Below are 26,472 nucleotides of genomic sequence, written 5' to 3'. Positions count from 1 at the left end.
ACTAAGCCACCTCTTTCTTTACTCCTGTATATCTCGGAGTAATAGTTTGATACTTGCCATTCCATACAGCAAACAATGCCCCGATCACAATCATGAAAGACCCAATCCATAACCAATCCATCATTGGATTTACTTTAACGACAAATGTGGCCTTGCCATCATCTTCCCAGGCACTTAGGACAATATATAAGTCTTCTTTTAAAGAAGAAATAATTGCTACCTCAGAAGAAGGTTCTTCCCAGTTACCGTAAAAGACCTTTTGTGGTTCAAAGGAGCCAAGCTTTTTCCCATCCTTAAAGACAGTAACATCTGCGTAAACAATATCATTAATTCCTTCTTTTTTCTGATCTAGCCGTTCATAATTGATACGATAATCTTTAATGTCAATAGAGCCGCCTAAAGGAACGGTTTTCATCGTCTGCAAATCATAGTTTTGTGAACCAATAATCCCCATTGTGATAAAAGCAATCCCAAGGTGGACAAGATAACCTCCATAGCGGCGGCGATTTTTAATCATTAAACGGTAAAGTGCAACAAATGGACTTTCCTTCGTCATTTTTCTCCTTGCCTTTACGCCTCGATAAAACTCTAAATAATGGGTAATAAATAATAGAATAATAACTCCATAGCCGATAACCGCCCATGCTTTCTGGATACCGAGCACAATCATTAACACCATACCAGCGACTGCAAGGATTGCAGGAATTACAAAGTTTTTCTTTAAATTTTTCACAGTGGAACGTTGCCAGGCAAGCATAGGACAAACAGCCATCACAAACATCATCGATAAAAGAATTGGAGCTTCTACTTTATTAAAGAAAGGAAGCCCAACCGTTACCTTCGTACCACGAACAGCCTCTGAAACAAGCGGAAAGATGGTTCCCCAGAACACGGCGAAAGCTGCTCCAACTAATAATAGATTGTTAACTAAGAAACTGCTTTCTTTTGAAACAAAGGATGTAAATTCTCCTGCACTTCTTTTAAGAAGGTTATAGCGGCTCATCAGCACATATAATGCCCCAATGACGGCTACCCCCATAAAGATTAGGAAGTATAATCCGAGATTTGAGTTTGCAAAAGCATGGACAGAAGTAAGAACTCCACTTCGGACCAAGAATGTTCCGAATAGTGTCAATGCATAGGAAACAATAATTAAACTGATATTCCAAACCTTTAACATATTTTTTCGCTCTTGAATCATAACAGAGTGTAAAAAAGCAGTAGCCGTTAACCACGGCATAAACGAAGCGTTCTCTACCGGATCCCATGCCCAGTATCCGCCCCAGCCTAGTTCAACATACGCCCATTGCCCCCCAAAGATATTGCCTAAGCTTAAAAACAACCAAGCAATAATCGTCCACCGTCTTGTCATTTTAATCCAAAAATCATCGACATTTTTCAGGATTAACGCAGCCATAGCAAATGCAAAGGGAACAGCTAATCCAACATAGCCCAGGTAAAGGGTCACAGGATGAATAATCATACCTGGATTTTGAAGCATCGGATTTAGACCCTTACCTTCTGCAGGTATTTCTGTCAGTATGGCGAACGGTTTTGCTACAAAGCCAAGTATGAAAAAGAAGAAAACCGCATTGGCTAATAGAATGGCAGAAATATATGGAACCATTGGGTTCCTTTTCATCTTTTTAGAAAAAACAATCATGATTGAATACAATGTTAAGAAAAAAGTCCATAATAGCAGGGAACCGGAATTTCCTGCCCATAAAGCCGTGAGTTTATAAATAATCGGAAGCTCACTGCTTGTATAGTCTGTTACATATTCATATTGAAATTGAGAGGTTGCTAATAGATACAGCAATGAAATCATGGCAAACGCTGCGCATGTAAATAGGGCAACCATTGCACCCTTACCACTATTGATAAACCGCTGATTCTTTGTACTAATTCCTAGTGTCATAATGAGAAGAGCGTATATGGCAAGTGCTAATCCAATATAAATTGTTGCATTCGCGAATAAATACATTTTGTCACCTTCTTATGTTTCTCTCTTAGTTTTCTTTTGGTGGCTTGTTTAACATTTTTGCGTGTTTTTTAGGATCATAGTTTTTCATATCTTTTCCCTCATATTTTGAAGGGCATCGCGTTTTTACCGATTCAGCTTTAAAACGTTCCTTTGTTGTCGGTGACCCTTGGAGAATGACAATGACTCCTTGAGAGAAATTATCCGGTTTTGGTCCGTTATGGATGACATGAAGCGTATTACCTTCGTTATCCTTTAAATCAAACTTCAATTCAATTTTGTCAGGATTCCATTGAATGGTTTTTTCCTGTAATAAGCCTTCGACGGTGACAAAATCATCTTTATGTTGGTCCTGTGTTGCAAGTAATTGTTTCATCGTTAATTCAATCCCGCTTGACCCCGGCGTTGCGGCCATTAAGAGAAAAATAATCGCCCCAGCAATTACAAAGCCTCCAAGTAATACGAGTGTGTTTTTCTTCATTCCCATCACCCCATCAAATTAATTTTTTCATTTGTTCGTCGTATGTTTCTTGATCAATTTTTCCTGTTAACAGTTTTTTTCGAAGTTCCTTTTTTTGCTCATCGTTTAAAGACTTATTTTCTTTTTTTAGAGTTTGTTTTGGTTGTTGCGGTTGATTTTTCAAGGCACCCTTTGTTTCTTTATGTGGTCTACCTTTGATTCCCATATATACAAGAGCACCTGCAATGATAATGGCTAATCCGATTATAGAAGCACCACCAACCCCGATAATCGGTTTTGGGTTTGTACTCTTAGTGCTTGTACTGTTATTGAGCACTTGATCGGTTGAAGTACCACTGCTAACCCCTTTATGGTTTTCATCTTTAGGAGCTTGCTGTTTATTAATGGCAGCCATTGTTGATTCAGATCCAGATTTCTTATAAGAGAACGAATATTTCATTGAATCTCCAGATTTAACGTTTTTGTATTGGTAATAGAAAAGATCTTCTCCATACTCACTTTTTTCAGTATTTTCTGGTTTAGGATTCATTTGAATTTCTTTTGCTTTCATTGGTGCATAAAAAATTACGTCAAGCTGCTTAATTTCTGCATTATTTTTTAATTCGTATGTAAAACTTTTTTTATCCGCAACTTTTATTGAATTTGTGTAATATTCGATGACAAATCGATAGGTTTGGTTATTTTTAATTGGATTTTTCGGTTTCCAGGTAACGATGCCTTTTTCTTGATCAACATCATATGGCCGCTGAACCTCTGGCTTATTTACTTCAGGAAATTCTGCTACTAAATAGGCCTGAAAGTTTTTTTCCTTTGCAGGAACAGAAATTTCAACTTTACCGTTAAAATCTTGTCCGCTTTTATTAGTAATCGTTCCGTATTGACCTACTAGTAAGGATGGAGTGTCTTTTGGCCAATCCTCCGGGTAATCAAACTCCGGCATTACCTGAATTTGCATTTCTTTAAACGGAAATTTTTCTTCCTTAAATTCCATTTCTGCACTTGCTTTTTGTAAACAAAAGCTGGATAAAAATGAGGCAAGAATGAATAGGACAAACCATTTCTTTTTTAGCATTTAGATCCCCCTTAATTGGAAAACTCATCACCAGAAAGTACTATTTTCCACCATAGCCCTCTTCGGAATAAATATAATCCGTAATAGATGCCGTTGGTTGATTCACTCTTGAACATTTTGTTAAAGGAGGAAAATCGCCCTGTTTTTGACAAAAAAACAACACAAAATTTTCACATATAATGAAATGGAAAAGTAAAAAACCTGAATCCAGTTGATTCAGGTTTCTACTTTTTCTTTTCTAATGACCGAATATAGGAAACAATATCGGTAATATCCTCCTTTTTTAATTGCCGTACCCCGTCTAGCCCTTTTAAGGATGGACCCATACGGGTGCCTTCACGGCCATAAGCCGTACTAATCCAAATTTGCTTATTGGAAGTGAATTTTAAATATTGTGGATTTGAAAGAGCTGTCCCCATATTTAATTTTCCCGCGCCTGCCTCTCCATGACAATTTAGACAATACAGATTATATTGTTTCTCTCCCCTCTCGATATTTCCAGAGATCGTTTTTGGCGCAACAAATTTAATTCTGTCGGTTTGCCAACTTCGGATAAAGGTAACGAGTTGGTTTATATCTTTTTCGGACAAAATTGTTCCGTAAGCATGCATATCTGTACCATTCCTGCCAGATTTCACATACTCATATAGATCACGATTTGTCACCGTACTTAAGAATTGCTGATTATTAAGGGCTGTCCCGACCTTTGTGCCTTCACCATTACCAGTTTGTCCGTGACAGGCAAGACAATGCTGACGATAAATTTTTTTACCTGTTGCAATCGCTTTAGAGTCATTCTGAACGGGAATAAATCCCTTCCCAAGGAAAGCAGCGGCAATTAAAATCAAAGCAAAAACTCCAACGAATAATTTCTTCAAAGGCTATCCCTACTTTGGTTCAGGTGTTGGTGTTGGATCCCCATATTCTTTATATTTTTCATTAATTAATCGATAAATTTCCTTTGGATTTTTACCATCCAGATGCATTTGTACCGCCTCCCGGGCGATATTGATACAAATGTCTCACGATATACTCATCGAATCCCATTGTTCTACTTTCATATTTGAATCGAATTTATCAATATAACAACTTAAATTACTATCATGCCCATCCGTACCACAGCCGCAAAAACACGGAACCTGTGCCAATACCTTTGGATAGTTCGAGGCCATTACATAGGTTTCTTTTATTTTTGTGGTTGAGTTTAGAACGTAATCCGGTAAAGGAGCATTTTTTTTATCAAATTTTGTGTTCGCTTGATTCGAACTGCATCCGGCAGCAATAAATGCAATTATTATACCCATCAAAAATAATGAGCCAATTCGCTTCATTTCCAATTCCCTCCTTCCTAATCCTAATTTCATGTTCATTTTAGCAAAACATTTTTTGCAAACGGTCCTTAATTCTTACTATTTAGTGAAGTTTTATGGTTTTAACCGTTTTGGTAGTGATTTTGTCCAGCTGGTCATGACCCTTTTTGCAGCCAGCCTTCCTGGAATGCATAGGCCGCTGCTTGGACACGATTATTCATGTGAAGCTTTTCCATAATATTTCGCAAATGATTTTTTACGGTATTTTCTGAAATAAGTAATGCCAGAGCAATTTCACGATTGGTCTGGCCTTTCATCACATGGACCAAAATTTCCTTCTCTCGTCTAGTCAAAACATCCTTTTTAGTAAAAATCAATTCTACTTGATTTCGTCTATTTATTGCCTGCATTGAGCTGTTTTCTATGATTTTCCCGGCCATTTGTCCCGTAATAATGTTTTCTCCTCTATACACCATATGTACAAATGTCAGCAATTCATTAGGAAGTAAATCCTTTAATAAATATCCCTTAGCACCTGATTTTAGTGCTTCGACTAATAATTCTTCCTGATCATTCAGTGTCAACATTAAAACTTTTATATCCTTCAATTCCCCTACAATCATTTTTAAGGCTTGAAGACCATTCATAACAGGCATATTCATATCTAACAAAATCACGTCGGGTTTTCGTTCTACAGCCATTTCATAGGCTTGTTTGCCGTTGTATGCTTTCCCGACGATTTGAAGAGATGAATCTTCAGAAAGAATACTTTCCATGCCGCGGATAAACAAATGATAATCATCTGCTATAAGAATTCTGATTTTATCCATTTGACTCCCCCTAATCTAAAAAGGTAAATTAACACACTAAAATGCTCCTCGTTATCCAACTCCATTTTATTCTTCAAGCCATGTACACACTAGTGATAAAGAATGAGTTTAATAAATTGTTCAAAACTTATCCCTTTATATTTCACAAACTTTTCAAATATCGGCCTTTTCGAAGGAAAAGAAAAAAAGCCCTAGAACGGCTGAACCGCTCTAAGGCTTTTAAAAATAAATTATGCTCTTGATACATATGATGCTTCTGTAGTATTGATGATTAGCTTGTCACCTTGGTTTATAAAGAATGGGACTTGAACAATTAAACCAGTTTCAAGTGTTGCTGGTTTTGTACCGCCCGAAGCAGTATCACCCTTAATTCCAGGCTCTGTATCAGTCACTTCAAGTTCAACTGTGTTTGGCAATTCCACCCCGAGGGTTTCATAATTAAACATCATAATGTGAACTTCCATATTTTCTTTCAAAAACTTTAATTCATACTCAATGCTAGTTGCCGGAAGCTCAACTTGCTCGTACGATTCCATATCCATAAATATATGTTGATCTCCGCTTGCATAAAGGTACTGCATTTTGCGGTTATCAATTTGGGCCTTTTCAACTTTTTCACCGGCACGGAACGTTTTTTCCTGGATGGCTCCGTTACGAAGATTACGCAGCTTGGAGCGAACAAAAGCTGCACCCTTACCTGGTTTTACGTGTTGGAAGTCAATGACGCGCCAAATACCGCCATCCACTTCAATCGTTAAGCCTGTTTTAAAATCGTTAACAGAAATCATGCAATAAATCCTCCTATATACATTACAAAATAATTAGATCTTTTGTTGAGTGAGTCAGAGCTTCATTACCAGTCTTCGTGACCAATGTGTCATCTTCGATTCGGACGCCGCCATGCCCTGGAATATAGATTCCTGGCTCACATGTAACCACCATTCCTGGTTCTAAAACAAGGTCAGAACGAAATGAAAGAGCAGGACCTTCATGAACTTCAAGACCAATTCCATGGCCGGTTGAATGTCCAAAATATTCACCGAATCCCTTTTCAGTTATGTAGTCTCTTGTTAATGCATCGGCTTCTTTACCTGTCATCCCAGGTTTAATGCCTTCCATCCCTTTTAGCTGTGCATCCAGAACAATCTCATAAATATTCCTAAGCTTTTCATCCGGCTGTCCCACTGCAACTGTTCTTGTGATATCGGATACATAACCTTTATAATATGCACCATAATCAAGGGTAACAAAATCCCCAGTTTCAATTACTTTATCACTTGCTACACCATGTGGAAGTGCGGAGCGTTTCCCTGAAGCGACAATTGTATCAAATGAAGAAGATGTTGCTCCGGCCCTTCTCATAAAGAACTCTAATTCATTCGCTACCTCAAGCTCAGTCTTCCCGGGGCGAATAAAATCTAAAATATGTTTAAACGCAGCATCAGCAATATCTGCTGCTTCCTTTAATATCTTAATCTCTGCATCCGTCTTAATCAAGCGTAATTTTTCAATTACTCCTGAAACCGGCAGCAGCTCCCCTTCAATTTCTTTCTCATATGATTTAAATTCAGAAAAAGTTAAATAGTCCGCTTCAAAACCAAGCTTGTTGATTCCAAGCTGTTTGGCCTGTTTCGCCACTTCTTCTGGAATCGTAGTTGAAAATTTAATAATTTCAAATCCTTCACATTGCTTTGAGGCCTGCTCCATATAGCGGAAATCTGTTATAAATAATGCCTTTTCAGAACTAATCAAAACGACTCCTGCTGTTCCGGTAAAGTTTGAAACATATCGGCGGTTATATGGGCTTGTAATCAGTATTCCCTCAATCCCATTTGCCGCAAAACTTTCTCTTAATTTCTCTAATTTCACCATGGGTTTCTACTCTCCTTTTAAAAGGCAGTTTTAGAACTATGTACTTGGACTGCACAACAAAATTATTTTATCATAATAGATCAAATACGCCTAATCATGATGATTAACTGGCTGTCTCTTTTTGCTTCATTACGGTATTTTGGTACTCATAATTAATCGAATATCCTATGAAAATTCCATATACAATATATAAACAAACTGAAGAAATCAAAGTATCTCTCTTTAAGTCAACAATAGGATCCATACTCGGAAAGAGCGGATTTAGTACAAAGAATACCAATAAAAATAAAACAACCCCGTAACCAAGTCCAACCCAAAAGCCGGTAAACTTTCTTAATGCAGCATAATAAATAAATGCAGCCACAACAGAAATGAATCCAAGTAATAGTATGGAGATTACCGTTCCAATCCAACCGTATTTCCAGCTGCCAAGGGCCCATGGCTCCAAAAGGATATTTGGGCGAATCTCCGTAAAACTAAAATAGTAAGCTAACCAGCCGATTGTACTCCAAAAAAGTCCCCCAATTAGCCCTGTCCAAAAAACCATCATTGGGAAGGACATTGGTTTTGGATACGTTTTTTCTTTATGATCGTTTTCCATGGAATAGACCTCCTTTTATCTTTTTATCCAATGGATATACTGAGTTTTTTTGAGTATGCTTCCATAATGTTCTTGCTCTTTATTATGTCCTTCGGATTTCATTCCCTTGCATATAAAAATTTTTTTAATTTAAATGGAAAAATTATTACATTCATAGAGGTTTTTTCTTTTTTCTAGTAGAATAAATTTAAGTACATACAGATTTACTTTCTGCTAATGTGCAACTTTGTTAAGGTTGGTGTAATGTACATGTCTAAAACTCAAAAACCAGTTTACGGCGGCCAGGCGGTTGTCGAAGGCGTTATGTTCGGCGGAAAGCATCATTATGTTACCGCCATTCGCAGAAAGGATCATTCTGTTGAATATTTCCGTTTACCTCGGAAGGTAAACCCTCAATTGGCAAACCTGAAAAAGATTCCATTTCTCCGTGGGATCATTGCCATTATTGAAGCTAGTGCAAATGGTTCCAAACATTTAAATTTTTCAACCGAAAGATTTGATGTGGACCCAAAAGATGATCATACAATAAAAGAAAAAGAAGGTTCGAAGCTTAGTATGTACCTGGGGGTCGCTGTAATTGGTGTTATTTCCTTTTTATTTGGGAAATTTGCTTTTACGTTAATCCCTGTCTTCCTTGCCGAATTAACCAGAACCATTTTTCCATCCGATTTTGCACAGGTGCTTGTTGAAGGCTTTTTTAAGCTAATCTTATTACTTTGCTATATTTATTTTGTTTCTCTTACACCTTTGATTAAAAGGGTGTTTCAATATCATGGTGCTGAGCATAAAGTAATCAATACCTTCGAATCCGGAGCGGAACTAACGGTGGAAAATGTGCAAGCACATTCCCGGCTTCATTACCGATGTGGCAGCAGTTTTATCTTGTTTACGGTTATTGTTGGGGTATTTGTTTATATGCTTGTCCCAACTTCGCCTTTATGGTTACGTATTGTTGACCGGCTGGCATTAATTCCAGTTGTACTTGGAATTGCGTTTGAAGTCTTACAGCTTACCAATAAGCTTCGAGATATTCCTGTATTAAAGTATTTAGGTCTCCCTGGTTTATGGCTTCAATTGTTAACAACAAAAGAACCAGATAATGACCAGGTGGAAGTGGCGATTTTGTCCTTTAAGGAACTCTTAAAAATGGAAGAGGCAACAGAGAAGCATGTAGAGATAGAGGAAATTGTCTAATCTTTGCCTTTTCCGTGTTTAAAAGATAAAAAAAATGCTTAAGATGCTCATAGGGAGGTGGCTTTCTTGAAAAATCGGACACCCGTTATCATTGTTGGCGGGCTAATACTTCTTGCTTTATTGGGGATTTTTGCAACATTTACTAATAATCCTTCTGCTTTTCTTCAGAATATACTTGTCATTGCATTGGTTGGTCTCGTTATCTTTTTCCTTGTTCGAAGGTTTTCAAATTTGAGCCCTCAGAAAAAAGAGCAGCGGGCATTTCTTAAGGCAGCGAAAAAGTCAAAAAAACGCTTGCAGCATAAAGGGAAGGACTCGGGAATTAAGAGTTCTTCACTTGGGACCCTCTCATCTTTAAAGAAAAGCAATCGAATCAAAAAGAAATCTCCTGCTCACTTAACCGTAATTGACGGAAAAAAAGGCAAAAAGAAAAATCGAGCGTCACTTTAACGCTCTTTTTTTTTGCCTAATATGCCCATGCTTTTAAAAACCTTTCTGCATGTGCTCTCCCGATCTCAACTATTTTTTGCTTTTTTTCATCAGTCAAGCCAAATTCAATTAAGTTTACACCCTCCGCTGGGATAAAAATAATATTCTTTGCATGCTTTTTGGATATATACCGGGCATCATGGGCATCCTTCATTGTTTCAAATAATGCGCCAAATAGCTGGATACCATTTTGGATTTTATGTTTTTGGTGTTCATATTCGCTTGTGCTTAGTTTGATTCCGATTACTGGCCTCCTAATCTTACCGTCATCTGTATCAAACAGCCACATTGGAAAGTTACTTAGGACTCCGCCATCTACAATGACGTCTATACCCTCAATGGAACGCATTTTTACCGGTTCAAAAAAGTAGGGAATGCTGCAGCTCATTCTAATTGCTTTAGCAATAGAAAAGGAACCTGATGTGATACCGTATTTCTCCAAGTCATCTGGCAGGACAATTAACCGGCCATTTGAAAGATCGGAGGCAACGACTCTAAGTTTTTGTGGAGGAAGATCTGAGAATGTCCTTATTCCTTTTGCCGCTAATTTTTCTGTCATCCATTTTTCAAATGCATTTCCTTTATATAGTCCAAGTTTGAAATAGACTAGCAGCCATTTCGCAAAGGAAAATGGTATGAATGTCTTTCTTGGATCAAGCATTGTGGTAATATCTAGTTCTTCAAGCAGTTGATAAATTTCCTTACTTGAGTATCCTGCAGCAAGTAATGCCGCCACTATTGAACCCGCACTCGTTCCGGCTAGCCTTTCAAATTGGAATCCTTGATTTTCAATTTCCTGACATGCACCAATTAATGCAAACCCTTTAATACCCCCTCCAGAAAAAACGCCGTCTATTTTCATGGCAGCCACTCCCAAAGTTGATATACTCACTGTTACATCTTTAAGCGCGATGTTAAAAAAATAGTACGGAGGACAGGGAGAAAATTTGTGTGGAGATAGTCGTGAAATGAAATAGCCGCTAAATAAAAAGAAACATCGGGGCGTCCCCGATGTTTCTTTTTATTTTATATACGTTTAGCCCCAATAAATCTTGGCTTCCAGTAGCTATTGGTTGTATAGGTAATGGAAACACCATTTGATGTGACGGACTGAATCATTTTTCCGTTGCCAATGTAGATGGCAACATGAGTTGGACGGCTTGCTTTATTTGGACCAAAAAACATTAAATCTCCGACTCTTAAAGATGATTTAACTCGTTTTCCTTTAGTGTAAAACATTTGCGCTGCTGAATGTGGTAAGTTCTTTCCAGCTTTACGATAAGAGTAACTTACAAGTCCTGAGCAATCAAAACCTCTAGAGCTCATACCACCCCATCTATATGGAACACCGATATTTGCCTTCGCTACTGAAATAGCTTTCTTATGATAGTATGCCGCTTCTGCTTTATCCCCCATAGGTGTAAACAATGAACTTATTGTAATTGCAAAGACGAGAACTGCGATAAGTTTTTTCAACATCTTGTTTGATCCCCCTGTGAGGTGTTTTGTTACTTTTACTATATAAAATAAAGATAACGTTTACATCACAGGTAGATTACAGTTATATTACAATTTTCGACTTTTCTTACAAAGAAAGATGTCTAGTTTGTTATAAATATAGGAGGTTTTGTCATTTTTTTATAAAGTTAATTCGTTTTTTCGACTCGAAAAACAGAAAAAGGCTGCCTCTTATTTGAGACAACCTCTTTGTAAAATTTTATAAACCACATTTCAATTGTGCACCGCAGTTTGTACAGGTGTTACAGCCACCAATTTCTTTTACTTTTCCTTTGCGGCAAACTGGGCAAGTGTTGCCTACTTCAGATCCAATTGTTACATCCGTTGAACGAAGGTCAGTGATGGTATCAACGAGGACAACATGCTGCTTTGGCTTATCTTCAAACATTGATAGTTGTTCTTCTGTGTTTTCTTCGGCTTTAAGGGTTAGCACTTGAGAATCACGTGAACCATCGACGTAGACGGTACCACCCTTGGCACCACCACGGTATAGACGCTCATAAACCTTTTCTACCTGTTCAACACTATAGCCTTTAGGCGCGTTGACTGTTTTACTGATTGAGCTATCAATCCAGCGTTGGATGACACATTGAACATCTGCATGTGCTTCTGGTGCTAGTTCCATTGCTGTTACGAACCAATTTGGAAGATTTTCCTTGTCTGCTTCTGGATTCTGTTCTAGATATTCTTGAACGATATCTGCATTTACTTCAATAAATTTACCAAGGCGTCCACTTCTGAAGTAAGAGAACGAGAAGTAAGGTTCTAATCCTGTAGATACGCCAACCATGGTACCTGTGGATCCCGTTGGAGCAACAGTTAGTAAATGTGAATTTCTAATTCCGTTTTCTAAAATAGACTGGCGGATATCTTCTGGCATTTTCTTCATGAACCCTGTCTCGATAAATGCCTGTCTTAATCGATTGGTTGCTTCAGGTGCTTCACCTGTTAAGAATGGGAAACTTCCCTTTTCTTTCGCCAGTTCCACCGATGTTCTATATGCTGTTGTTGCAATCGTTTCAAAAACTTCATCTACAAGCTGGTTTCCTTTTTCGGAGCCATACTCGGTTTCACAATAAATGAGTAAATCGTGCAAGCCCATTACACCTAATCCAACACGGCGTTCTCCAAGTGCTTGCTTTTTGTTTTCTTCTAAGAAGTAAGGAGTAGCGTTAATTACATTGTCTTGCATCCTTACTCCGACAGAAACTGTTTTCTTAAGTTTTTCAAAATCAACAGTTTTTGTTTCCTTATTAGCCATTTCTGCAAGATTCACAGCAGCAAGGTTACATACGGAAAACGGTGCCAATGGTTGTTCTCCACATGGGTTAGTTGCTACAACTTTCTGACCATATGCTTTTGCATTTGTCATATCGTTGGCATTGTCAATAAAGAAAATTCCTGGCTCTGCTGAATAGGTTGCGCAGATGTTGATTAAGTTCCAAAGTTCCTTGGCTTTAATCTTTTTGTAGGTCCGTATTTTATAACCAAGTTTTTCCCACTCACGAACGTCTCCAACTTTGTGCCATTCTTCGTTGTAAACCTTCATTTCTTCTTCATCATAGTGCTCAACATATGGGAATCGCAGTTCATAATCACTATCATTTTCAACTGCTTCCATAAATTCTTTTGTTAAACAAACAGAAATATTTGCACCTGTTAAGAATTCTGAATTATGGACTGCAAAAGTCCCACCGACTTCTAACTTTTCTTCCGCATCAGCGATAATTCCTTCACTAAATCCACCCATTCCAGGGATGTTTTTATAATTTACAATTCCTTGGTACATAGCAGTTTCTTGAAGTGTTAATGGCATAAACTTCAACTTATCTTTCGCATGCTTTTTGATTGTTTCATCATTTGTATTTTCAATTAAGAATCGTAGAATTCTTGGATTTTGCATTTTTGAAATAATGAATTCAATAATGTCTGGATGCCAGTCAGCCAGCATGATCATCTGCGCGCCCCTGCGCGAGCCACCTTGTTCCACCAGATGCGTTAATTTCGCAATATCATCCAACCAAGATACAGATCCTGATGATTTACCGTTTACGCCTCTTGCCAAGGTATTACGCGGTCTAAGAGTTGAACCATTCGTTCCGACACCGCCGCCGCGGCTCATGATTTCCATTACCTGCTTTCGGTGATCCGAAATCCCTTCACGTGAATCAGCTACAAAAGGCATCACGTAACAGTTAAAAAACGTTACATCCGTATTCGCTCCTGCACCGTAAAGAACACGCCCCGCAGGAATAAAATTCATATTTACGAGCTCATTATAAAACCTTTCAAACCACTCTCTCCGCTTTTCCTCTGTTATTTCAACGGATGCAAGTCCTGTGGCATTACGTTTCGCAATTTGCTCATAAAAAATTTCTAAGGGTTTCTCAATTACATCAAGTGAGCGAGAAATAATCCCTGTGCTCGCCTCTTCCGGGTCATCTAAAACTCCTCTGAATTCCTCTTCCACTAAAACTTTAGCCTTTTTATTCTCCCAGTCTATATCCGTGATGTATCCTAAACCACGTGCTGGGAATTTTGGATCCTCTTTGATTGTAAGAACGACAAAGTCACCATTTTTGAGGGTAATTTTTTCAGTGTCTTTAAAGGTGTAACGGTCCAGCATGACCAAGCGTGAAACACCCTTGTGAGTTATTTTCATATCAGGGGTAACTGGGTGTACCTGGGGAAATAAGTGGATCTCCTCATTCAACCTCTCGAAATCAATATTCATTTTTTGTCTAAACACAACCGACATGAGAACAACTCCTTCAAATAATAAAATCAATCTATTGTGCTAGTTCTAGTAGTTTCATGCTAGACCTAGTTGGTTTAATACAATTAAGGTACCATATCGACACACAAAAAATCAACATATAGTGTTCGCAATAATTTCGACACTACTACATATTGTAAATGACGCAAAAAATATTTATTTTGTCAAACTTAAAAAAAACTAGATTTTAGAGCAAATTAAAGTTTTCGTTTGGTTTTCGAGGTAAAACGAGTAATTTTAACAAATTTCGCAGTTTGCCCATAAATTATTTCTCCAATTTTTTTCAAAAAAAGAAAAAGCGACATCGCGCCGCCTTTTAATCGGTTACCTTTTAAAATTCCATTCATCACTTTCATAACGCTCTTTTGCTATTTTCTGAACGTATTCAAGCTCTTCTTCAGTTAATTGATAGGGCTCAAGATCAATATTGAGTCCTTCTGCAAAGCCTTTATAAAATGCCTCTTTTGCTTCCTCCAGCGAAATTCTTCGCTTGCTTATATTATTGATGGCAACTGCTTTATTCTTGAATGCTTTTTGCATCCGTTCCTTTACTCTTTCACTTGGATATTTAAATAAGCTAAATAACTTATCTTCCTCTAAATCCAATAAAATCGAACCATGCTGTAAAATAACGCCCTTTTGTCTGGTTTGAGCACTCCCTGCTACCTTTCGCCCTTCAACAACAAGTTCATACCAGCTAGGGGCATCGAAACAAACTGCAGAGCGTGGATTTTTCAATGCTTCCCGTTCCTCCGCTGTCTTTGGTACGGCAAAATAGGCTTCTAAACCTAAATGATGAAATCCCTTCAATATCCCCTCAGAGATGACCCGGTAAGCCTCTGTTACAGATTGAGGCATTTCAGGATGGTCTTCAGAAACTATAACACTATATGTAAGTTCATGTTCATGAAGAACACCGCGTCCGCCAGTAGGTCTTCTGACAAAACCCAATTGATGTTTTTTTACTGCCTCCATATCAATTTCTTTTTCTACCTTTTGAAAGTAACCAACGGAAAGTGTTGCCGGATTCCAGCCATAAAATCGAATCACAGGAGGAATCTTCCCTTCACTGTGCCAGTCAAGTAAGGCCTCATCAAGAGCCATATTAAATGATGGGGAGCCATTTCCCGAATCAATAAAACGCCATACTTCTTTTTCCATTTTCAAGACCTCATTTTTATGAATAATAATTTACTTTGGCGATTCTTAGTCTACCAAAATCTGATATGAATTCAAAATGAAATATTTCTGCTATAATAATTTTTGCGGGCAAAAAAAAGATTTTTACTAATGTATCTTTACTGTAGTAGAGGTTGACTTATATAATAAAAATTAGTGCAGCAAGCTTGAAAGGAGCATTTCAATTGAATTCAATTATTAGTCTATTAATCATTATCGTCGCGGTTGCAATCTACGCTATATTCACTTACTTCTATCAGAAGAAGATTGTCAAAACCGTTTCTGAAGAAGAATTTCGTGGAGGCTATCGCAAAGCGCAGTTAATCGATGTGCGCGAACCAAATGAATTTGATGCCGGACATATCTTAGGAGCTCGAAATATTCCAATGTCACAAATTAGAATGCGAATGAAAGAAATCCGCTCCGATATGCCTGTCTACCTATATTGCCAAAGCGGAATGCGCAGCGGCCGGGCAGCACAGTTTTTATATCGTAAAGGATACAAAGACCTTACCCAGCTTCAAGGCGGTTTTAAAAAATGGACTGGCAAGGTAAAAGCAAAATAAAAAAGATATTAGCCTAAAGGCCTCTTATATAAATAGAGGTCTTATTTTTTTACATTAAAAAGAAGAAGGTGGATTCCTTTTATGAAATCCGCCCTCCAATGATCAATTAATTCTTTTTATATCTTAACACAGGTTTACGTGCTGCTTTTGTTTCGTCCATACGTCCAACGATAGTCGTATGTGGCGCCTCCTGAACGATTTCAGGATTTTCCTCTGCTTCCTTGGCAATTTGAATCATCACATCACAGAAAGCGTCTAGGGTTTCTTTTGCTTCGGTTTCAGTCGGCTCGATCATCAAGCATTCTTCTACAATTAATGGGAAGTAAATGGTTGGTGGATGATATCCAAAATCAAGCAGACGTTTTGCAACATCTAATGTACGGACACCCAATTTTTTCTGGCGTCTACCGCTTAATACAAATTCATGCTTACAATGCTTATCAAATGGAAGCTCATAATGATCTGCAAGTCTTCTCATCATATAGTTCGCATTTAGAACCGCATTTTCAGTAACAGCTTTTAAGCCGTCAGGACCCATTGAACGGATATATGTGTAAGCACGGACATTAATACCAAAGTTTCCGTAGAATGGCTTCACGCGCCCAATTGAGAGTGGACGATCATAATCAAGCACATAATCTTCCCCGCGTTTTGCGACAACTGGCTTTGGCAAGAATGGAATTAAGTCAGCTTTTACACCGACAGGACCTGAACCAGGACCGCCGCCGCCATGTGGACCAGTAAACGTTTTATGAAGATTTAAGTGAACAACGTCAAATCCCATGTCCCCCGGTCTTGCTTTTGAAAGAACTGCGTTAAGGTTTGCTCCGTCATAATAAAGCTTTCCGCCTGCATCATGAACAATTTCAGCTAGTTCTACAATATTTTCTTCGAAAAGTCCAAGGGTATTTGGGTTCGTCAACATTAACGCTGCTGTATCTTCGCCAACCACTCTTCTTAAATCCTCAAGGTCAACAAGACCGTTTTCATTAGACTTAACTGTTACGGTTTCAAAGCCAGCAATTGTTGCAGACGCAGGATTTGTACCATGGGCTGAATCCGGAACAATAACCTTTGTCCGGTTGAAATCACCATTAGCCTCGTGGAAAGCACGGATTAACATTAACCCGGTCCATTCCCCGTGGGCACCTGCAGCCGATTGCAGGGTTACTTCATCCATCCCTGTAATTTCGATTAAATGCTCCTGAAGGTCGTACATTAACTCCAATGCACCCTGTACAGAGTCTTCATCCTGAAGGGGATGAATATGAGCAAACCCGTTATAGCGGGCAACATTTTCATTAATTTTTGGATTATATTTCATCGTACATGAGCCTAATGGATAAAATCCTGAATCAAGGCCATGGTTTCGTTTTGAAAGTGCTGTATAATGACGCATGATATCAAGCTCAGAAACTTCAGGAAGCTCAGGCTCATCTGCGCGTAAATATCCTTCTGGAAGAAGGTCATTTAATTCTAATTCCGGAACATCCATCTCTGGGAGGCTGTATCCGACTCGGTCAGGTCTACTAAGTTCAAAAATGAGCGCCTGATCTTGATTATGCATGCAAATCCCCCAATTCTTTTACAAGAGTATCGATTTCTTCCTTCGTTCTTTGTTCAGTCACAGCAATCAGCATATGATTGGTAAGTTCTGAATAATCACGACCTAAATCATAACCGCCGATGATTCCTTTTTGTAAAAGCTGTTTATTTATTTCTTTTACCGGGTGATTCAATTTAACTACAAATTCATTAAATGAAAAACCATCATTGACAATTTCAAAGCCTGCCGCTTTAAAGGCATTTTTCGCATATTGAGTCTTTTGCATATTATTTGCTGCCATTTCACGAACACCTTTTTTGCCAAGTGCAGTCATGGCAACAGAAGCTGCAAGTGCGTTTAATGCTTGGTTAGAACAAATATTTGAAGTCGCTTTTTCACGGCGAATATGTTGTTCGCGTGCCTGCAGGGTTAAAACAAAACCACGGCGTCCTTCGTCATCTGTTGTCTGTCCGACAAGGCGACCTGGAACTTTTCTCATTAGTTTTTCAGTAACAGCAAAGTATCCACAGTGCGGACCGCCAAATGCGGATGGAATACCAAAAGGCTGTGCATCCCCAATGACTATATCAGCACCAAATTTGCCTGGAGGTGTTAATACTCCAAGAGATAGTGGATTGCTTGATACAACAAACATTGATTTATTGGCGTGAATGATTTCTTCTAGTTCTTTTAATGGCTCAATTCTGCCAAAAAAGTTTGGATATTGAACAATAACCGCTGCAACATCGGCATTTACTAAGCCTTTTAATTCATTTAAATCTGTTAGTCCGTCAATTACCGGTATTTCTACAACAGACAAGTTCTGACCCTTTGCATAGGTTTTAAGAACTTCACGATATTCAGGATGAACCGCATTTGAAACTAAAATTACTTTCCGCTTTGTATGACCGGCACTAAGCATTGCTGCTTCAGCTAATGCCGTTCCGCCATCATACATCGAAGAGTTGGCAACGTCCATTCCCGTTAATTCGCAAATCATTGTTTGGAATTCAAAAATCGCTTGAAGCTCCCCTTGAGAAATTTCCGGCTGATACGGTGTATAGGCTGTATAAAATTCTGAACGTGAGATAACATGGTCGACAATAACAGGCATATAATGGTCATAAACGCCTGCTCCTAAGAAGGAAGCATTTCTTTTCAAGTCTGCATTACGATCCGCCATCTTAAATAGTTCTTTCATTAAAGCAGGCTCTGATTTAGCTGCTTTAATGTTGTATTCACCTTTAAAACGTACTTGCTCCGGGATATCGCTAAAAAGTTCATCAACGGAGGAAACGCCAATGGTTTCAAGCATTACTCTCTTATCTTCTTCAGTCATAGGTAAATAGCGATGTTTCATAAACCTAACTCCCTTCCGTTATTTCTTTTCTTTTTTATAAAAAGGTGTTGGAATTACTTTTGCTTTTAAACGTTTTCCGCGAATTTCAACCTCAACTTCACCATCTAATTCGGCATATTGAGTTGGAATTAGTGCAAGCCCGATATTTTTCTTTAATGTTGGGGACTGCGTACCTGTAGTTACCTCACCGATGAGCTCTTCCCCTTTATAAACGGAATACCCATGGCGTGGAATACCACGGTCAATCATTTCAATCCCAACCGTTTTTCTAGGAAGACCCTTTTCTTTTTGTTCTTTTAATGCTTCTTTACCAATAAAATCTGCTTCCTTATTTAACTTAACAGCGAAACCAATTCCTGCTTCGAGTGGTGAGATTTCAGGAGAAAGTTCTTGACCGTAAAGCGGTAAAACGGACTCAAAGCGTAACGTATCACGTGCACCCAATCCACAAGGAAGAATTCCTTCTGCCTTACCTGCCTCCAAAATAGTATTCCAAAGGTCAACCGCATCTTCTGACTGACAATAAATTTCGAACCCATCTTCCCCAGTGTAACCAGTTCTAGAAACAAGGGCCGTTTTGTCATCGATTTTTACTTCCTGCTGAAATTTGAAAAAGCCAATTTGACTTAGGTCGGATTCATTAACCAACCTCTGAAGTACCTTTTCAGCAAGTGGTCCCTGAATGGCCAATTGAGCTGTTTGTTCAGACAAGTTTTTAAGGGTCACATCACCCTCAAGATGGTCTTCGAGCCACTTATAATCTTTTTCAATATTGGAGGCATTTACTACGAGTAGATAATGATTGTCTTCCATTTTATAAACAAGCAAATCATCCACTGTACCGCCGTTTTCGTAGCACATCGCTGTGTACTGAGCGCCGCCATCCTTCAGTTTAGAAACATCATTCGTCATCATTTTTTGCAAATAGGATAAGCTGTCAGGTCCTTTAACCTCAACTTCCCCCATATGAGATACATCGAATAAACCTGCTTTTGTACGAACGGCTTCATGCTCTTCCTTAATGCTTGAAAATTGTACAGGAAGTTCCCAGCCGCCAAAATCGATTGTCTTACCCCCGTATTGCTTGTAGGTTTCAAATAATGGAGTGCGTTTTAAATCAGCCAAATTGAATTCCCCTTTTTCAGAAAATTTTATTAGAAAAATAACAAGATGGTGCGTGGAGAAACCTATCCATAAGAGACCTCATATCTCTCGAATAAGTTTTACATTTTTTCTAAGCTATTTTTCCCCAGAAAAAAAGACAGAGTCCCCCCTTTTTAATAAAAGAAGGTCTCTGTCCTTGCACCTGAAAGTTTACCATTAATGGCTTTCCCCTTTGGTGGCTTCTTTTTAACTGAAGCACTCTCCAGAGCTGCGTCAAACAAGAGTTCTTTTGCCTGAGAGATTCACATTTCTGTTTGCTCCTTCGGCGCTACACGAGTAGTCTCTCCCCTTGTTATCATCCGCATTTATAATATTTTCCATATGGGTAATACTAAAATAAATACATCTTCAAAATCATTTACTATATTACAAAAATTTAAAACTTTCTAAGCTACTAACATCCTACCCTAAAATGATATTTTGAGCAATAGGTTATTGTTAGAAAAGGAGCTGAAAAACATGTCTGTTCACATAGAATTCGATTCCTCTTGGCAAGATGACTTTTTACATAGGATTGAACATGATGGTCCATGGGGAAATTGTTTTTTTTTTTCTTTTTCTTTTTCTTTTTCCCCATATTTTGTTGTTCTGGTATTTGTGGGTTTTCCGGCATCCTTTGCTTTTTCTCACTTCACTGCCCTTCCTTCTTGGTTCTTCACCTGTGATCATTTTTTTTTTATCCTGCTTGGTACTTTTGTTCTTTTCGTTGTGTTTTGGTTTGGTCAATTCATCGTGGTTGTTTTTTTTTTATCCTCGTTCTTTTTTCTCGGTTTGTTATCATTAGTATTTCTTTTTGTTCGTGTTTTGCTGGTTTCGCTTTGGTCACTTGAATTAAACGGCATTTTTTTTTTTGTAGTTTTTTCTCTTCGTATTTGTTTTGTATTGTGATTTTTTGATGTGTTGGTATCCTCCTTTTTTTCCTCGGGTGTCATTTCTTCTCGCGCTTTTGTGTCCTGTCAAAACTCTGTGTTTATTATTCTCTATTTTGCCCTTGGGTTTTCGCCTCTTTTGTCGTAAATTTGTGATTTTGTTGATACTTTAAAAATGAGGTTTTTTTTTTTGTTTCCGGTGTTGGTGGTTTCGGGCTTTTTTTTCGCCCTCTTCTTTTTTTTCTGCTTTTTAAAATCGGGGTATTTGTGCAGTTGCATTTGTTTTTACGATAATTTTACCCTGGTGTTTTGTTCTTTTATTGCTCGTGATCATTTCGTGTCCCTTTTCATTAATGTCGTGATTCTTAGTCGTTTCGTTGACTTCGTGTTTGATTTGACGAGCCGGGATGTTGTCGTCCTTTTCATTTTTTTTTCATGTTTCTTCATGGCTTTCTATTAGTTCCTTAACGTTTTAATCGGTGATGGTTGTTTTGTTGCGATTTGTGCGTTTTCTGTGGTTTTCTTATGCTGTTGCGTGTTCGTTAGTTGCGAGGCCGTTTTTTATTCCCTTCACATCCTTTTGCTTGAAATGTTTGATCCGTCTTTCGCGTTTGAAGAGCGACTTTATTCTTTGCTTGGAAATTTTTTGGCCTTCGGGTGTTGCTTCCTTTTTTAATCGGTTTTCGATTTACTTTTGACGTTTCGTGGTTACGTCTTTATTTTTCCATGTTATTGGTTCTCCCTTTTGTTTTTGTTTTGGTCTTTGAGCGATTTTGGAATTTCTTCTGTCCCGTTCTTTGTGGGTTTTTTCCGTGGTAGATTTGACTGGTTGTGTGCATTCTTTTAATTTGATGTTTAATTTTTTTTTGCCAGTTTCGCTGGTGTGGCTGGGCTTCATCTTTGCTTCTTTCCTCATTTTTTTTGTTTTGGTTTATTGTGTGCTGCTCTTAGCGTTTGACAGCGATTTTTGCTGCTTTTCCGTTTGTTTTTGGTGTGCTGTGTTGTTTTTTTTTTTTTTTTCTTTGGATTTTTGGTCGACTAACATGTTTTTTGCTTTCTTTTCGTCGTCGTTGTTTTCTTTGTTGGTTTCTTTGTCGCCGTTGTTTTTTTTTTTGGATGGCTTGATTTTGGTGGTTTCGCGGTCTTTTTATTTTTCTTCTTTTTGGTTTTTTGTTTTGAAGGGTAACTTATGATCAAGTTGTTCTGGCTTTCATTGGTGTTTGGGTTCGCGTGGGGCATTTTTGGGGGGGTTTTCGTTTCCGCGGTTGGATCTTCCTTACTTTTTGTTATTTTTTTTTTCGGTTATCGCCTGTGATTTTGTTGCCTGTTCTCCTTGGTATTTAACTTCTCCATTATCTATTTTGCTTGCTACTTCATTGATTTCTTTTTTGTTTTTTTGGCGTTCTTTTGTTTTCATCGGCGTCCTTGCGAATTTGCTGCATCTTTTTTTTCTTTTCTTTTAATTGCTGGCCTCTTGTCTTGTCTTCGGTGATGTTTTTTTTTTTGTATCCCGTAGTTTGCGTTATATATTTTTTTTCATCAACACACTTTTCTTTTATCTTCGGCTTTATGATTCTGGTATTTTGCTTACTTTCTAGTTCCCGTTCTTTCTTTTGCTTTGTCTGTTTGTTTTCTTTTCTTTCCAGTTTGATTTCTTCAGCTCTTTTTTTTCTTTTATTGTTTTGTTGCTTTTTTTTGTTGTCATTTTGGGCGATTTTGGTGAGCGGTTATGGCTGGTTAGGCTTTTTTCCAGCTTTTCGTTTTTCTCCTTTATTTTTTCTTCTTTCTTTGAGCTAAAATGTGTTTTTTTTCGATTTTTTTCTTATGTAAGTATTTTTCTTGTTTGTGCTTATCATTGGTGGTTAGGGGCAGCCTTTCAGGGATGGGTTTTGGTTCGTTAGGTTTTTTACTCTTTTTATTGGGGTTGTTATGTTTTTCTTGTTGGTTATTTCGTTGGGATAAAAGTTCTGCAGGTTCCTTGTGATCCTTTTCTTCCTGTTTCTTTCGTTTTCGGTGGTTTGTTTTTTTTGCCTGCCAAGGTTTTTTTGAAGTGTTTTTCTGCAGATCTCTTCTTCTTTCCCTTTTTCTTTTTGTTTTCTTTTCATTTTTTGTTTTATTGGTCCGGATTGCTTTTCTCTGTTGTGGGCCGGATGCTTTGGCTTGCTTGTTTTGTGTTTTGTTTTTCTTTTTTTTTTCCTTTGTCTGGTCCTCTTTTTTTCTTATTGTTTGCGTTTTATCTTTTACATTATCATTTGTTTTTATCTTTACTTTTTTTTTTATTGTTGATTATACTTTTGTCCTGGTTTTACCACTTTTTTCGATCTTTTTCACGTTGTTCTTTGTGTTGCCTTGCTCATCCTCTTTTTTTTCTTGTGTTAATTTCGCTTTTTTTCTTCTTTTCTTTCCTTGGTTTTTCGTCGTGTGACCTTCTTGTTTTGTACCTTACCTTTAGTGTCCTCTTCTTTTTCCTTCATCGTTCCGTTTATGTCCTTAACTTTTTGTTTTGCTTTCATTGTTTTTTTTGTGGATGTTTTGTTTTCGTTCTTTTTTATGTAGCTTAGGGTTTGGTAGTGTTTTTGTAAGTGGCTGGTGGTTTTGTTTTCCACTTTGCTTTTGGTTTACAGCTGTTTAAGTTGTGTGGATAGAAACAGTTATCTATGAGGGAGTTGGGGGAATGTATGGGGGTATGTCATGCCTGCCTTTCTTTTTTTGATGGAGTTGTCTTTGCATTTTTTGTGGATTTGTTGGCGATTGTATCTTGTTTTTTTGATGTGTCTTTTTCGTTTTTCTTTTCAGCGTTTTTTCTTTTTGCCGAAACTGCCTCTGATCTATTTTGTGACAGGATTTTATTTTTAGTATTATTCACCGTTCTTTGGAGGTTAGTGGTGTACGTTTCATCTTGAACGGATTCGGCGTTCTTGGTTATGATTAGTCTTGTTGAGCTTTCTTGTATTTTGATGCAAGTTGGGGGTTCCTTCTTTGGTTGCTTTCTCTATTTCTTTTTCTTTATTTTTTGGTGTTTGTTTTGTTTTTTTTTTTTATTTCGCGCGATTTGCATTTTTTTTGCTTTGATGACGCCCATGGTGGAGAATGTGTGTTGTTGTTTTTTATTTTCATTCAATTTAATTTCTTTTTCATTTTTTCTTTTTTTACCTTTCTGTTTTGTTTTTTTAGGCGTTTTGGTGAACGTTTGTTGTTTCCTCTTTTGCTGTGTTTACTTGCTTGTCTTTTCAGCTGATTTTGTTTTCTGTTCCTTGCTTTATCTTAGATTACTTGGTTTCTTATTTCTCCTCTATGTTTTTATGTTCGCGTTCCTGATATTCTGTCTTTCTTGCCATTTTTTTGCTTTGGATTTTTTTTGATTTGCTGTTTCGATGATTTATACTTGTGGTAATCGGTCGGCGGCTCTTAAAGCCGGCCGTTAGTGGTGCTTCTGGTTCATGTTTCGCGCTTGTTGTATTTTTCCTTGACATAAATCCTTTTTTTTCCTTTCCCATTTTTGACCCGCTATTTTTTATCCTTCGTTATTCTTGTGGTCGAATTGAATTTCCTTTTTTTTTCATGTTGCGGAAGTCGATTTTCTACGGTCGTTGTTCGTTGTTCTCCGTGTGTTTTTTTTGCTTCCTTTCTCTTGGCTCTGTTTGGGAGATCATTTTTTTCTTTTCTTTCCTCTTTATCTTCGTTTTTTGCACCGGTTGCGTTGATTTGCTGTTGGTTTTGATTTTTGTTTTGTTTGGCGTTTCCTAGTTGTGCTTTTTTGTGGTGATTGCTTTTTTTTTCTTCCTTTCGATTGGCTTGTGGCTTTTCATAGAAGTCATTTTTCTTTGTTTTTTTTTAAAATTTCGTGTGAGCCCTTCCTTCTTTGTTTAGATTTCTTGCTTGTTTATGCTTTTTTGTTCAGATTTCTTTTTTCCTGTTACGGGTTTTCCTTTAGCTTGTATTTCTTCCTTTGTTTTTTGATCATGTTTGGCCTTTGGCTTGTCTTTTCTCTTATCATGTGCACTTTTTTTCTCGCCACTTTTATTCTTTTTTTTCTTTTCCATTTCGTGGTCGTTGTTTTTTGCTTTTATTCTTTTGACATATGTTTGATTCCCTTTTTTGTTGCTATTTGTTTTTTTTTTTGTGATTTTGTTTATTGTGGTTGTTATTATTACAGTCGTAATTTATATAAGGGTCTTCATTTCGGTTCGTGTTGAAGCCTTTTGTTTTTTTGCCTTTTTCCGTGTTTTTTTCGAGGTCTAGTTTTTTTTTCCGTGGTTTGGATTGGTTCTGTGTTATGTAGTTGCTGGATACATCGCCACGGCCTTAAATCGAATGGATTTATATCGCATGTTCTGGGTTCTTTTACAGGTTTTTTTTATTTTTTTTTTTGTTTTTTTTTTGGATTGGCTTCTCCGGTCTTTCTTTTCTTTTTCTAAGTTTCTGTTTGTTTTTGCTTGCTTCGCTGTCATGTTTAATTCTTTTTCAGAAGTATACGATGCGGCTACCGTAGTCTGGCGTTTTTTTCTTGTTCTTGTTTTTTCTTTAGTCCCCTTGGCAAGGTGGCTGTTCGGCGGTTGTGTGTGGTTGTTTTTGCAGCGCAGTGCGGCTTCAGGGACTTGGATTGTCCGTGTGCGTCCATTGGTGTGTTGATTTGATGACTCTTGGGTAATTATCAATCTGCGGGCCGTTGCTGTTGTCGGGGGACTATCTCGTTTTTATCTTTGTGGAATGGTTGTGTTTTTTCTTGCTACAAATCTTTACTACATTGGTGTTCGTCCTGGAATTGTCAATGTCTGGGGTATGATTTTTGTCCAATATTTTTTGAAAGCTTCTATTTCTTTGGTTACTAGTTTCTCTTCTTGTCGGGTTGATTTGGACCGATTTTTTGACGTTGGCGGGGTTGTCTTTTCCATCATTCCAGACGAGGAATTGGTTTTGGTTCTACGAAGCATTGGATCCTGAAGCGGTTTTCATCGCTTGTGGGCCTCCTTATCCTTTATTTTTGGCATGGTGTTCCCGTGTGGCCGTTGTTGTTCGAGATTTCTGTGTTGTTGTTCTCACTCGACAAGGGGGGCTAAATTTTTTTGCTCCTCTAGCTCTTCTTGTCCGTCTTGGCCGGGTGGACTTTTTTTTTTGCCGATTATGCGTTTATGTTTCTTCTCGTTTCGGTTTGTTGAAATGTTAAGGGAGTTGGATTTTAGCGCGTCGGCCGTTGGATTTGCGCTCGCTGATGCTTCTGCTGTTGTTTTTGATCGGGTTGCTTGTTTCTTTGTCGTCGATTTGGGATTTTTCGTAATTGTATACCGGCGGTTCATATTGTGGTTTTTTTGTGTGACTGAGTTGATTTCCGTTGTTGATTTTTTGATTGGTCTTCTTGTGGCGTGGTTCAATGTTTTGCTGCTTTGCAGCGCTTTTGGCTGATTGTCTCTTCCTGCCTGATCTTTGTTGGATCGCGCTCTCTCTTTTCTATGTGCGGTTTTAATATTGAATTGGGGGTCCGTGGTCCTTGCACAGTGGACAGGTTTTTTTTTGCTTGCTTTGTGTTTTATCGGCGTTGAGCGTTTGCTTTAGTTTCAGCCACTTGACTCTGTCTTCATGGAGGCGGTTAGCTTTTCCTTTCGTCTTTTTTTTTTGGCTTGTTGTAAGTACTAGATGCCTAGTATGTATAATAGGCGCATAATT

The 26,472-nt window shown here is 37.9% G+C and carries 26 protein-coding genes and 1 riboswitch; of the genes, 4 read left to right on the top strand and 22 right to left on the bottom strand.

Annotation, left to right across the window (positions count from 1 at the left end):
* Nucleotide 1: 1 nt before the first annotated feature.
* The 9 genes from M028_RS0102810 to M028_RS0102765 form a co-directional block, all read right to left on the bottom strand.
* Nucleotides 2-1,984: a heme lyase CcmF/NrfE family subunit gene (locus M028_RS0102810; protein WP_026572546.1), complete on the bottom strand. Its 1,983-nt coding sequence runs from the start codon at nucleotides 1,982-1,984 to the stop codon at nucleotides 2-4.
* Nucleotides 1,985-2,009: 25 nt separating this feature from the next.
* Complete coding sequence (locus tag M028_RS0102805; RefSeq protein WP_051590897.1) at nucleotides 2,010-2,462, bottom strand: cytochrome c maturation protein CcmE; 453 nt, start codon at nucleotides 2,460-2,462, stop codon at nucleotides 2,010-2,012.
* Nucleotides 2,463-2,475: 13 nt separating this feature from the next.
* Complete coding sequence (locus M028_RS0102800) at nucleotides 2,476-3,534, bottom strand: hypothetical protein (RefSeq protein WP_026572544.1); 1,059 nt, start codon at nucleotides 3,532-3,534, stop codon at nucleotides 2,476-2,478.
* A gap of 224 nt (nucleotides 3,535-3,758) precedes the next feature.
* Nucleotides 3,759-4,412: a c-type cytochrome gene (locus M028_RS0102795; RefSeq protein WP_026572543.1), complete on the bottom strand. Its 654-nt coding sequence runs from the start codon at nucleotides 4,410-4,412 to the stop codon at nucleotides 3,759-3,761.
* 9 nt (nucleotides 4,413-4,421) lie between these two features.
* Nucleotides 4,422-4,865 carry a PCYCGC motif-containing (lipo)protein gene (locus tag M028_RS33525; RefSeq protein ID WP_442852766.1) on the bottom strand — a complete coding sequence of 148 codons (444 nt, stop codon included), beginning with the start codon at nucleotides 4,863-4,865 and terminating at the stop codon, nucleotides 4,422-4,424.
* A gap of 134 nt (nucleotides 4,866-4,999) precedes the next feature.
* Nucleotides 5,000-5,674, bottom strand: coding sequence for a response regulator (locus M028_RS0102780; RefSeq protein WP_026572542.1), 675 nt, complete (start codon nucleotides 5,672-5,674; stop codon nucleotides 5,000-5,002).
* A 230-nt stretch (nucleotides 5,675-5,904) separates the two neighbouring features.
* The gene (efp, locus tag M028_RS0102775) at nucleotides 5,905-6,462 is read right to left on the bottom strand and encodes an elongation factor P (protein WP_026572541.1); all 558 of its coding nucleotides are present in this window, start codon (nucleotides 6,460-6,462) and stop codon (nucleotides 5,905-5,907) included.
* A gap of 22 nt (nucleotides 6,463-6,484) precedes the next feature.
* On the bottom strand, nucleotides 6,485-7,546 hold the full coding sequence (locus M028_RS0102770; RefSeq protein WP_026572540.1) for a M24 family metallopeptidase: 1,062 nt from the start codon (nucleotides 7,544-7,546) through the stop codon (nucleotides 6,485-6,487).
* Nucleotides 7,547-7,649: 103 nt separating this feature from the next.
* Nucleotides 7,650-8,147, bottom strand: coding sequence for a YqhR family membrane protein (locus tag M028_RS0102765; protein ID WP_026572539.1), 498 nt, complete (start codon nucleotides 8,145-8,147; stop codon nucleotides 7,650-7,652).
* 249 nt (nucleotides 8,148-8,396) lie between these two features.
* On the opposite strand from M028_RS0102765, the gene M028_RS0102760 reads away from it, so the two are divergent.
* Both M028_RS0102760 and M028_RS0102755 read left to right on the top strand, forming a co-directional pair.
* Complete coding sequence (locus M028_RS0102760) at nucleotides 8,397-9,341, top strand: DUF1385 domain-containing protein (protein ID WP_026572538.1); 945 nt, start codon at nucleotides 8,397-8,399, stop codon at nucleotides 9,339-9,341.
* A gap of 57 nt (nucleotides 9,342-9,398) precedes the next feature.
* Entirely contained in the window at nucleotides 9,399-9,791 is a 393-nt protein-coding gene (locus tag M028_RS0102755; protein WP_331280299.1) for an SA1362 family protein, read from the top strand.
* A 16-nt stretch (nucleotides 9,792-9,807) separates the two neighbouring features.
* Here the strand turns inward: M028_RS0102755 and M028_RS0102750 are convergent, their stop codons facing one another.
* From M028_RS0102750 to M028_RS0102730, 4 genes are all read right to left on the bottom strand, one after another.
* Nucleotides 9,808-10,692: a patatin-like phospholipase family protein gene (locus tag M028_RS0102750; protein WP_026572536.1), complete on the bottom strand. Its 885-nt coding sequence runs from the start codon at nucleotides 10,690-10,692 to the stop codon at nucleotides 9,808-9,810.
* A gap of 164 nt (nucleotides 10,693-10,856) precedes the next feature.
* The gene (locus tag M028_RS0102745; RefSeq protein ID WP_035423615.1) at nucleotides 10,857-11,309 is read right to left on the bottom strand and encodes a C40 family peptidase; all 453 of its coding nucleotides are present in this window, start codon (nucleotides 11,307-11,309) and stop codon (nucleotides 10,857-10,859) included.
* Nucleotides 11,310-11,547: 238 nt separating this feature from the next.
* Nucleotides 11,548-14,106: a vitamin B12-dependent ribonucleotide reductase gene (locus M028_RS0102740; protein WP_026572534.1), complete on the bottom strand. Its 2,559-nt coding sequence runs from the start codon at nucleotides 14,104-14,106 to the stop codon at nucleotides 11,548-11,550.
* 342 nt (nucleotides 14,107-14,448) lie between these two features.
* Nucleotides 14,449-15,285 carry a lipoate--protein ligase family protein gene (locus tag M028_RS0102730; protein WP_026572533.1) on the bottom strand — a complete coding sequence of 279 codons (837 nt, stop codon included), beginning with the start codon at nucleotides 15,283-15,285 and terminating at the stop codon, nucleotides 14,449-14,451.
* 212 nt (nucleotides 15,286-15,497) lie between these two features.
* Between M028_RS0102730 and M028_RS0102725 the strand changes: the two genes are divergently transcribed.
* Nucleotides 15,498-15,869 carry a rhodanese-like domain-containing protein gene (locus M028_RS0102725; RefSeq protein WP_026572532.1) on the top strand — a complete coding sequence of 124 codons (372 nt, stop codon included), beginning with the start codon at nucleotides 15,498-15,500 and terminating at the stop codon, nucleotides 15,867-15,869.
* Between the two features lie 106 nt (nucleotides 15,870-15,975).
* Here the strand turns inward: M028_RS0102725 and gcvPB are convergent, their stop codons facing one another.
* The 9 genes from gcvPB to M028_RS0102640 form a co-directional block, all read right to left on the bottom strand.
* Nucleotides 15,976-17,436: an aminomethyl-transferring glycine dehydrogenase subunit GcvPB gene (gene gcvPB / locus M028_RS0102720; protein WP_026572531.1), complete on the bottom strand. Its 1,461-nt coding sequence runs from the start codon at nucleotides 17,434-17,436 to the stop codon at nucleotides 15,976-15,978.
* Nucleotides 17,429-18,775, bottom strand: coding sequence for an aminomethyl-transferring glycine dehydrogenase subunit GcvPA (gene gcvPA, locus M028_RS0102715; RefSeq protein WP_026572530.1), 1,347 nt, complete (start codon nucleotides 18,773-18,775; stop codon nucleotides 17,429-17,431). Before gcvPA ends, gcvPB begins: the two co-directional genes overlap by 8 nt.
* Before the next feature lie 18 nt (nucleotides 18,776-18,793).
* Nucleotides 18,794-19,900, bottom strand: coding sequence for a glycine cleavage system aminomethyltransferase GcvT (gene gcvT, locus M028_RS0102710; protein ID WP_026572529.1), 1,107 nt, complete (start codon nucleotides 19,898-19,900; stop codon nucleotides 18,794-18,796).
* A gap of 250 nt (nucleotides 19,901-20,150) precedes the next feature.
* A riboswitch (glycine riboswitch) is annotated at nucleotides 20,151-20,238 on the bottom strand.
* Between the two features lie 1,846 nt (nucleotides 20,239-22,084).
* On the bottom strand, nucleotides 22,085-22,225 hold the full coding sequence (locus tag M028_RS32575; protein WP_155925419.1) for a hypothetical protein: 141 nt from the start codon (nucleotides 22,223-22,225) through the stop codon (nucleotides 22,085-22,087).
* A 445-nt stretch (nucleotides 22,226-22,670) separates the two neighbouring features.
* Entirely contained in the window at nucleotides 22,671-22,913 is a 243-nt protein-coding gene (locus tag M028_RS0102670) for a hypothetical protein (RefSeq protein WP_026572525.1), read from the bottom strand.
* A 584-nt stretch (nucleotides 22,914-23,497) separates the two neighbouring features.
* Nucleotides 23,498-23,674, bottom strand: a complete 177-nt coding sequence (locus M028_RS32565; protein ID WP_155925415.1) for a hypothetical protein — start codon at nucleotides 23,672-23,674, stop codon at nucleotides 23,498-23,500.
* A 415-nt stretch (nucleotides 23,675-24,089) separates the two neighbouring features.
* Nucleotides 24,090-24,305, bottom strand: a complete 216-nt coding sequence (locus M028_RS0102650) for a hypothetical protein (protein ID WP_026572522.1) — start codon at nucleotides 24,303-24,305, stop codon at nucleotides 24,090-24,092.
* A 369-nt stretch (nucleotides 24,306-24,674) separates the two neighbouring features.
* Nucleotides 24,675-24,851, bottom strand: coding sequence for a hypothetical protein (locus M028_RS32560; RefSeq protein ID WP_155925413.1), 177 nt, complete (start codon nucleotides 24,849-24,851; stop codon nucleotides 24,675-24,677).
* A 231-nt stretch (nucleotides 24,852-25,082) separates the two neighbouring features.
* Nucleotides 25,083-25,466, bottom strand: a complete 384-nt coding sequence (locus M028_RS0102640; RefSeq protein ID WP_026572521.1) for a hypothetical protein — start codon at nucleotides 25,464-25,466, stop codon at nucleotides 25,083-25,085.
* 457 nt (nucleotides 25,467-25,923) lie between these two features.
* On the opposite strand from M028_RS0102640, the gene M028_RS32555 reads away from it, so the two are divergent.
* A complete protein-coding gene (locus M028_RS32555; protein ID WP_155925411.1) occupies nucleotides 25,924-26,211 on the top strand; it encodes a hypothetical protein in 288 nt (95 codons plus the stop codon).
* Nucleotides 26,212-26,472 lie beyond the last annotated feature (261 nt).

It is taken from the genome of Bacillus sp. UNC438CL73TsuS30 (genome assembly GCF_000482325.1).
Lineage (GTDB): Bacteria > Bacillota > Bacilli > Bacillales > Cytobacillaceae > Neobacillus.
This window is presented reverse-complemented; position numbering and strand designations above follow the sequence as displayed.

What these genes read in the sequence shown, in the direction of transcription:
- M028_RS0102730 (WP_026572533.1), bottom strand. Translation starts at nt 15,285, where the DNA reads ATGGAAAAAGAAGTATGGCGTTTTATTGATTCGGGAAATGGCTCCCCA.
- M028_RS0102650 (WP_026572522.1), bottom strand. Translation starts at nt 24,305, where the DNA reads ATGGGAAAGGAAAAAAAAGGATTTATGTCAAGGAAAAATACAACAAGC.
- M028_RS0102810 (WP_026572546.1), bottom strand. Translation starts at nt 1,984, where the DNA reads ATGTATTTATTCGCGAATGCAACAATTTATATTGGATTAGCACTTGCC.
- M028_RS0102745 (WP_035423615.1), bottom strand. Translation starts at nt 11,309, where the DNA reads ATGTTGAAAAAACTTATCGCAGTTCTCGTCTTTGCAATTACAATAAGT.
- M028_RS0102670 (WP_026572525.1), bottom strand. Translation starts at nt 22,913, where the DNA reads ATGAAAAGAAAACAAAAAGAAAAAGGGAAAGAAGAAGAGATCTGCAGA.
- M028_RS0102765 (WP_026572539.1), bottom strand. Translation starts at nt 8,147, where the DNA reads ATGGAAAACGATCATAAAGAAAAAACGTATCCAAAACCAATGTCCTTC.
- M028_RS0102750 (WP_026572536.1), bottom strand. Translation starts at nt 10,692, where the DNA reads ATGAAAATAGACGGCGTTTTTTCTGGAGGGGGTATTAAAGGGTTTGCA.
- M028_RS0102805 (WP_051590897.1), bottom strand. Translation starts at nt 2,462, where the DNA reads ATGAAGAAAAACACACTCGTATTACTTGGAGGCTTTGTAATTGCTGGG.
- M028_RS0102760 (WP_026572538.1), top strand. Translation starts at nt 8,397, where the DNA reads ATGTCTAAAACTCAAAAACCAGTTTACGGCGGCCAGGCGGTTGTCGAA.
- M028_RS32575 (WP_155925419.1), bottom strand. Translation starts at nt 22,225, where the DNA reads ATGAAAACAAAAGAACGCCAAAAAAACAAAAAAGAAATCAATGAAGTA.
- M028_RS0102740 (WP_026572534.1), bottom strand. Translation starts at nt 14,106, where the DNA reads ATGTCGGTTGTGTTTAGACAAAAAATGAATATTGATTTCGAGAGGTTG.
- M028_RS0102780 (WP_026572542.1), bottom strand. Translation starts at nt 5,674, where the DNA reads ATGGATAAAATCAGAATTCTTATAGCAGATGATTATCATTTGTTTATC.
- gcvPB (WP_026572531.1), bottom strand. Translation starts at nt 17,436, where the DNA reads ATGCATAATCAAGATCAGGCGCTCATTTTTGAACTTAGTAGACCTGAC.
- gcvPA (WP_026572530.1), bottom strand. Translation starts at nt 18,775, where the DNA reads ATGAAACATCGCTATTTACCTATGACTGAAGAAGATAAGAGAGTAATG.
- M028_RS0102770 (WP_026572540.1), bottom strand. Translation starts at nt 7,546, where the DNA reads ATGGTGAAATTAGAGAAATTAAGAGAAAGTTTTGCGGCAAATGGGATT.
- M028_RS0102800 (WP_026572544.1), bottom strand. Translation starts at nt 3,534, where the DNA reads ATGCTAAAAAAGAAATGGTTTGTCCTATTCATTCTTGCCTCATTTTTA.
- M028_RS32560 (WP_155925413.1), bottom strand. Translation starts at nt 24,851, where the DNA reads ATGGAAAAGAAAAAAAAGAATAAAAGTGGCGAGAAAAAAAGTGCACAT.
- efp (WP_026572541.1), bottom strand. Translation starts at nt 6,462, where the DNA reads ATGATTTCTGTTAACGATTTTAAAACAGGCTTAACGATTGAAGTGGAT.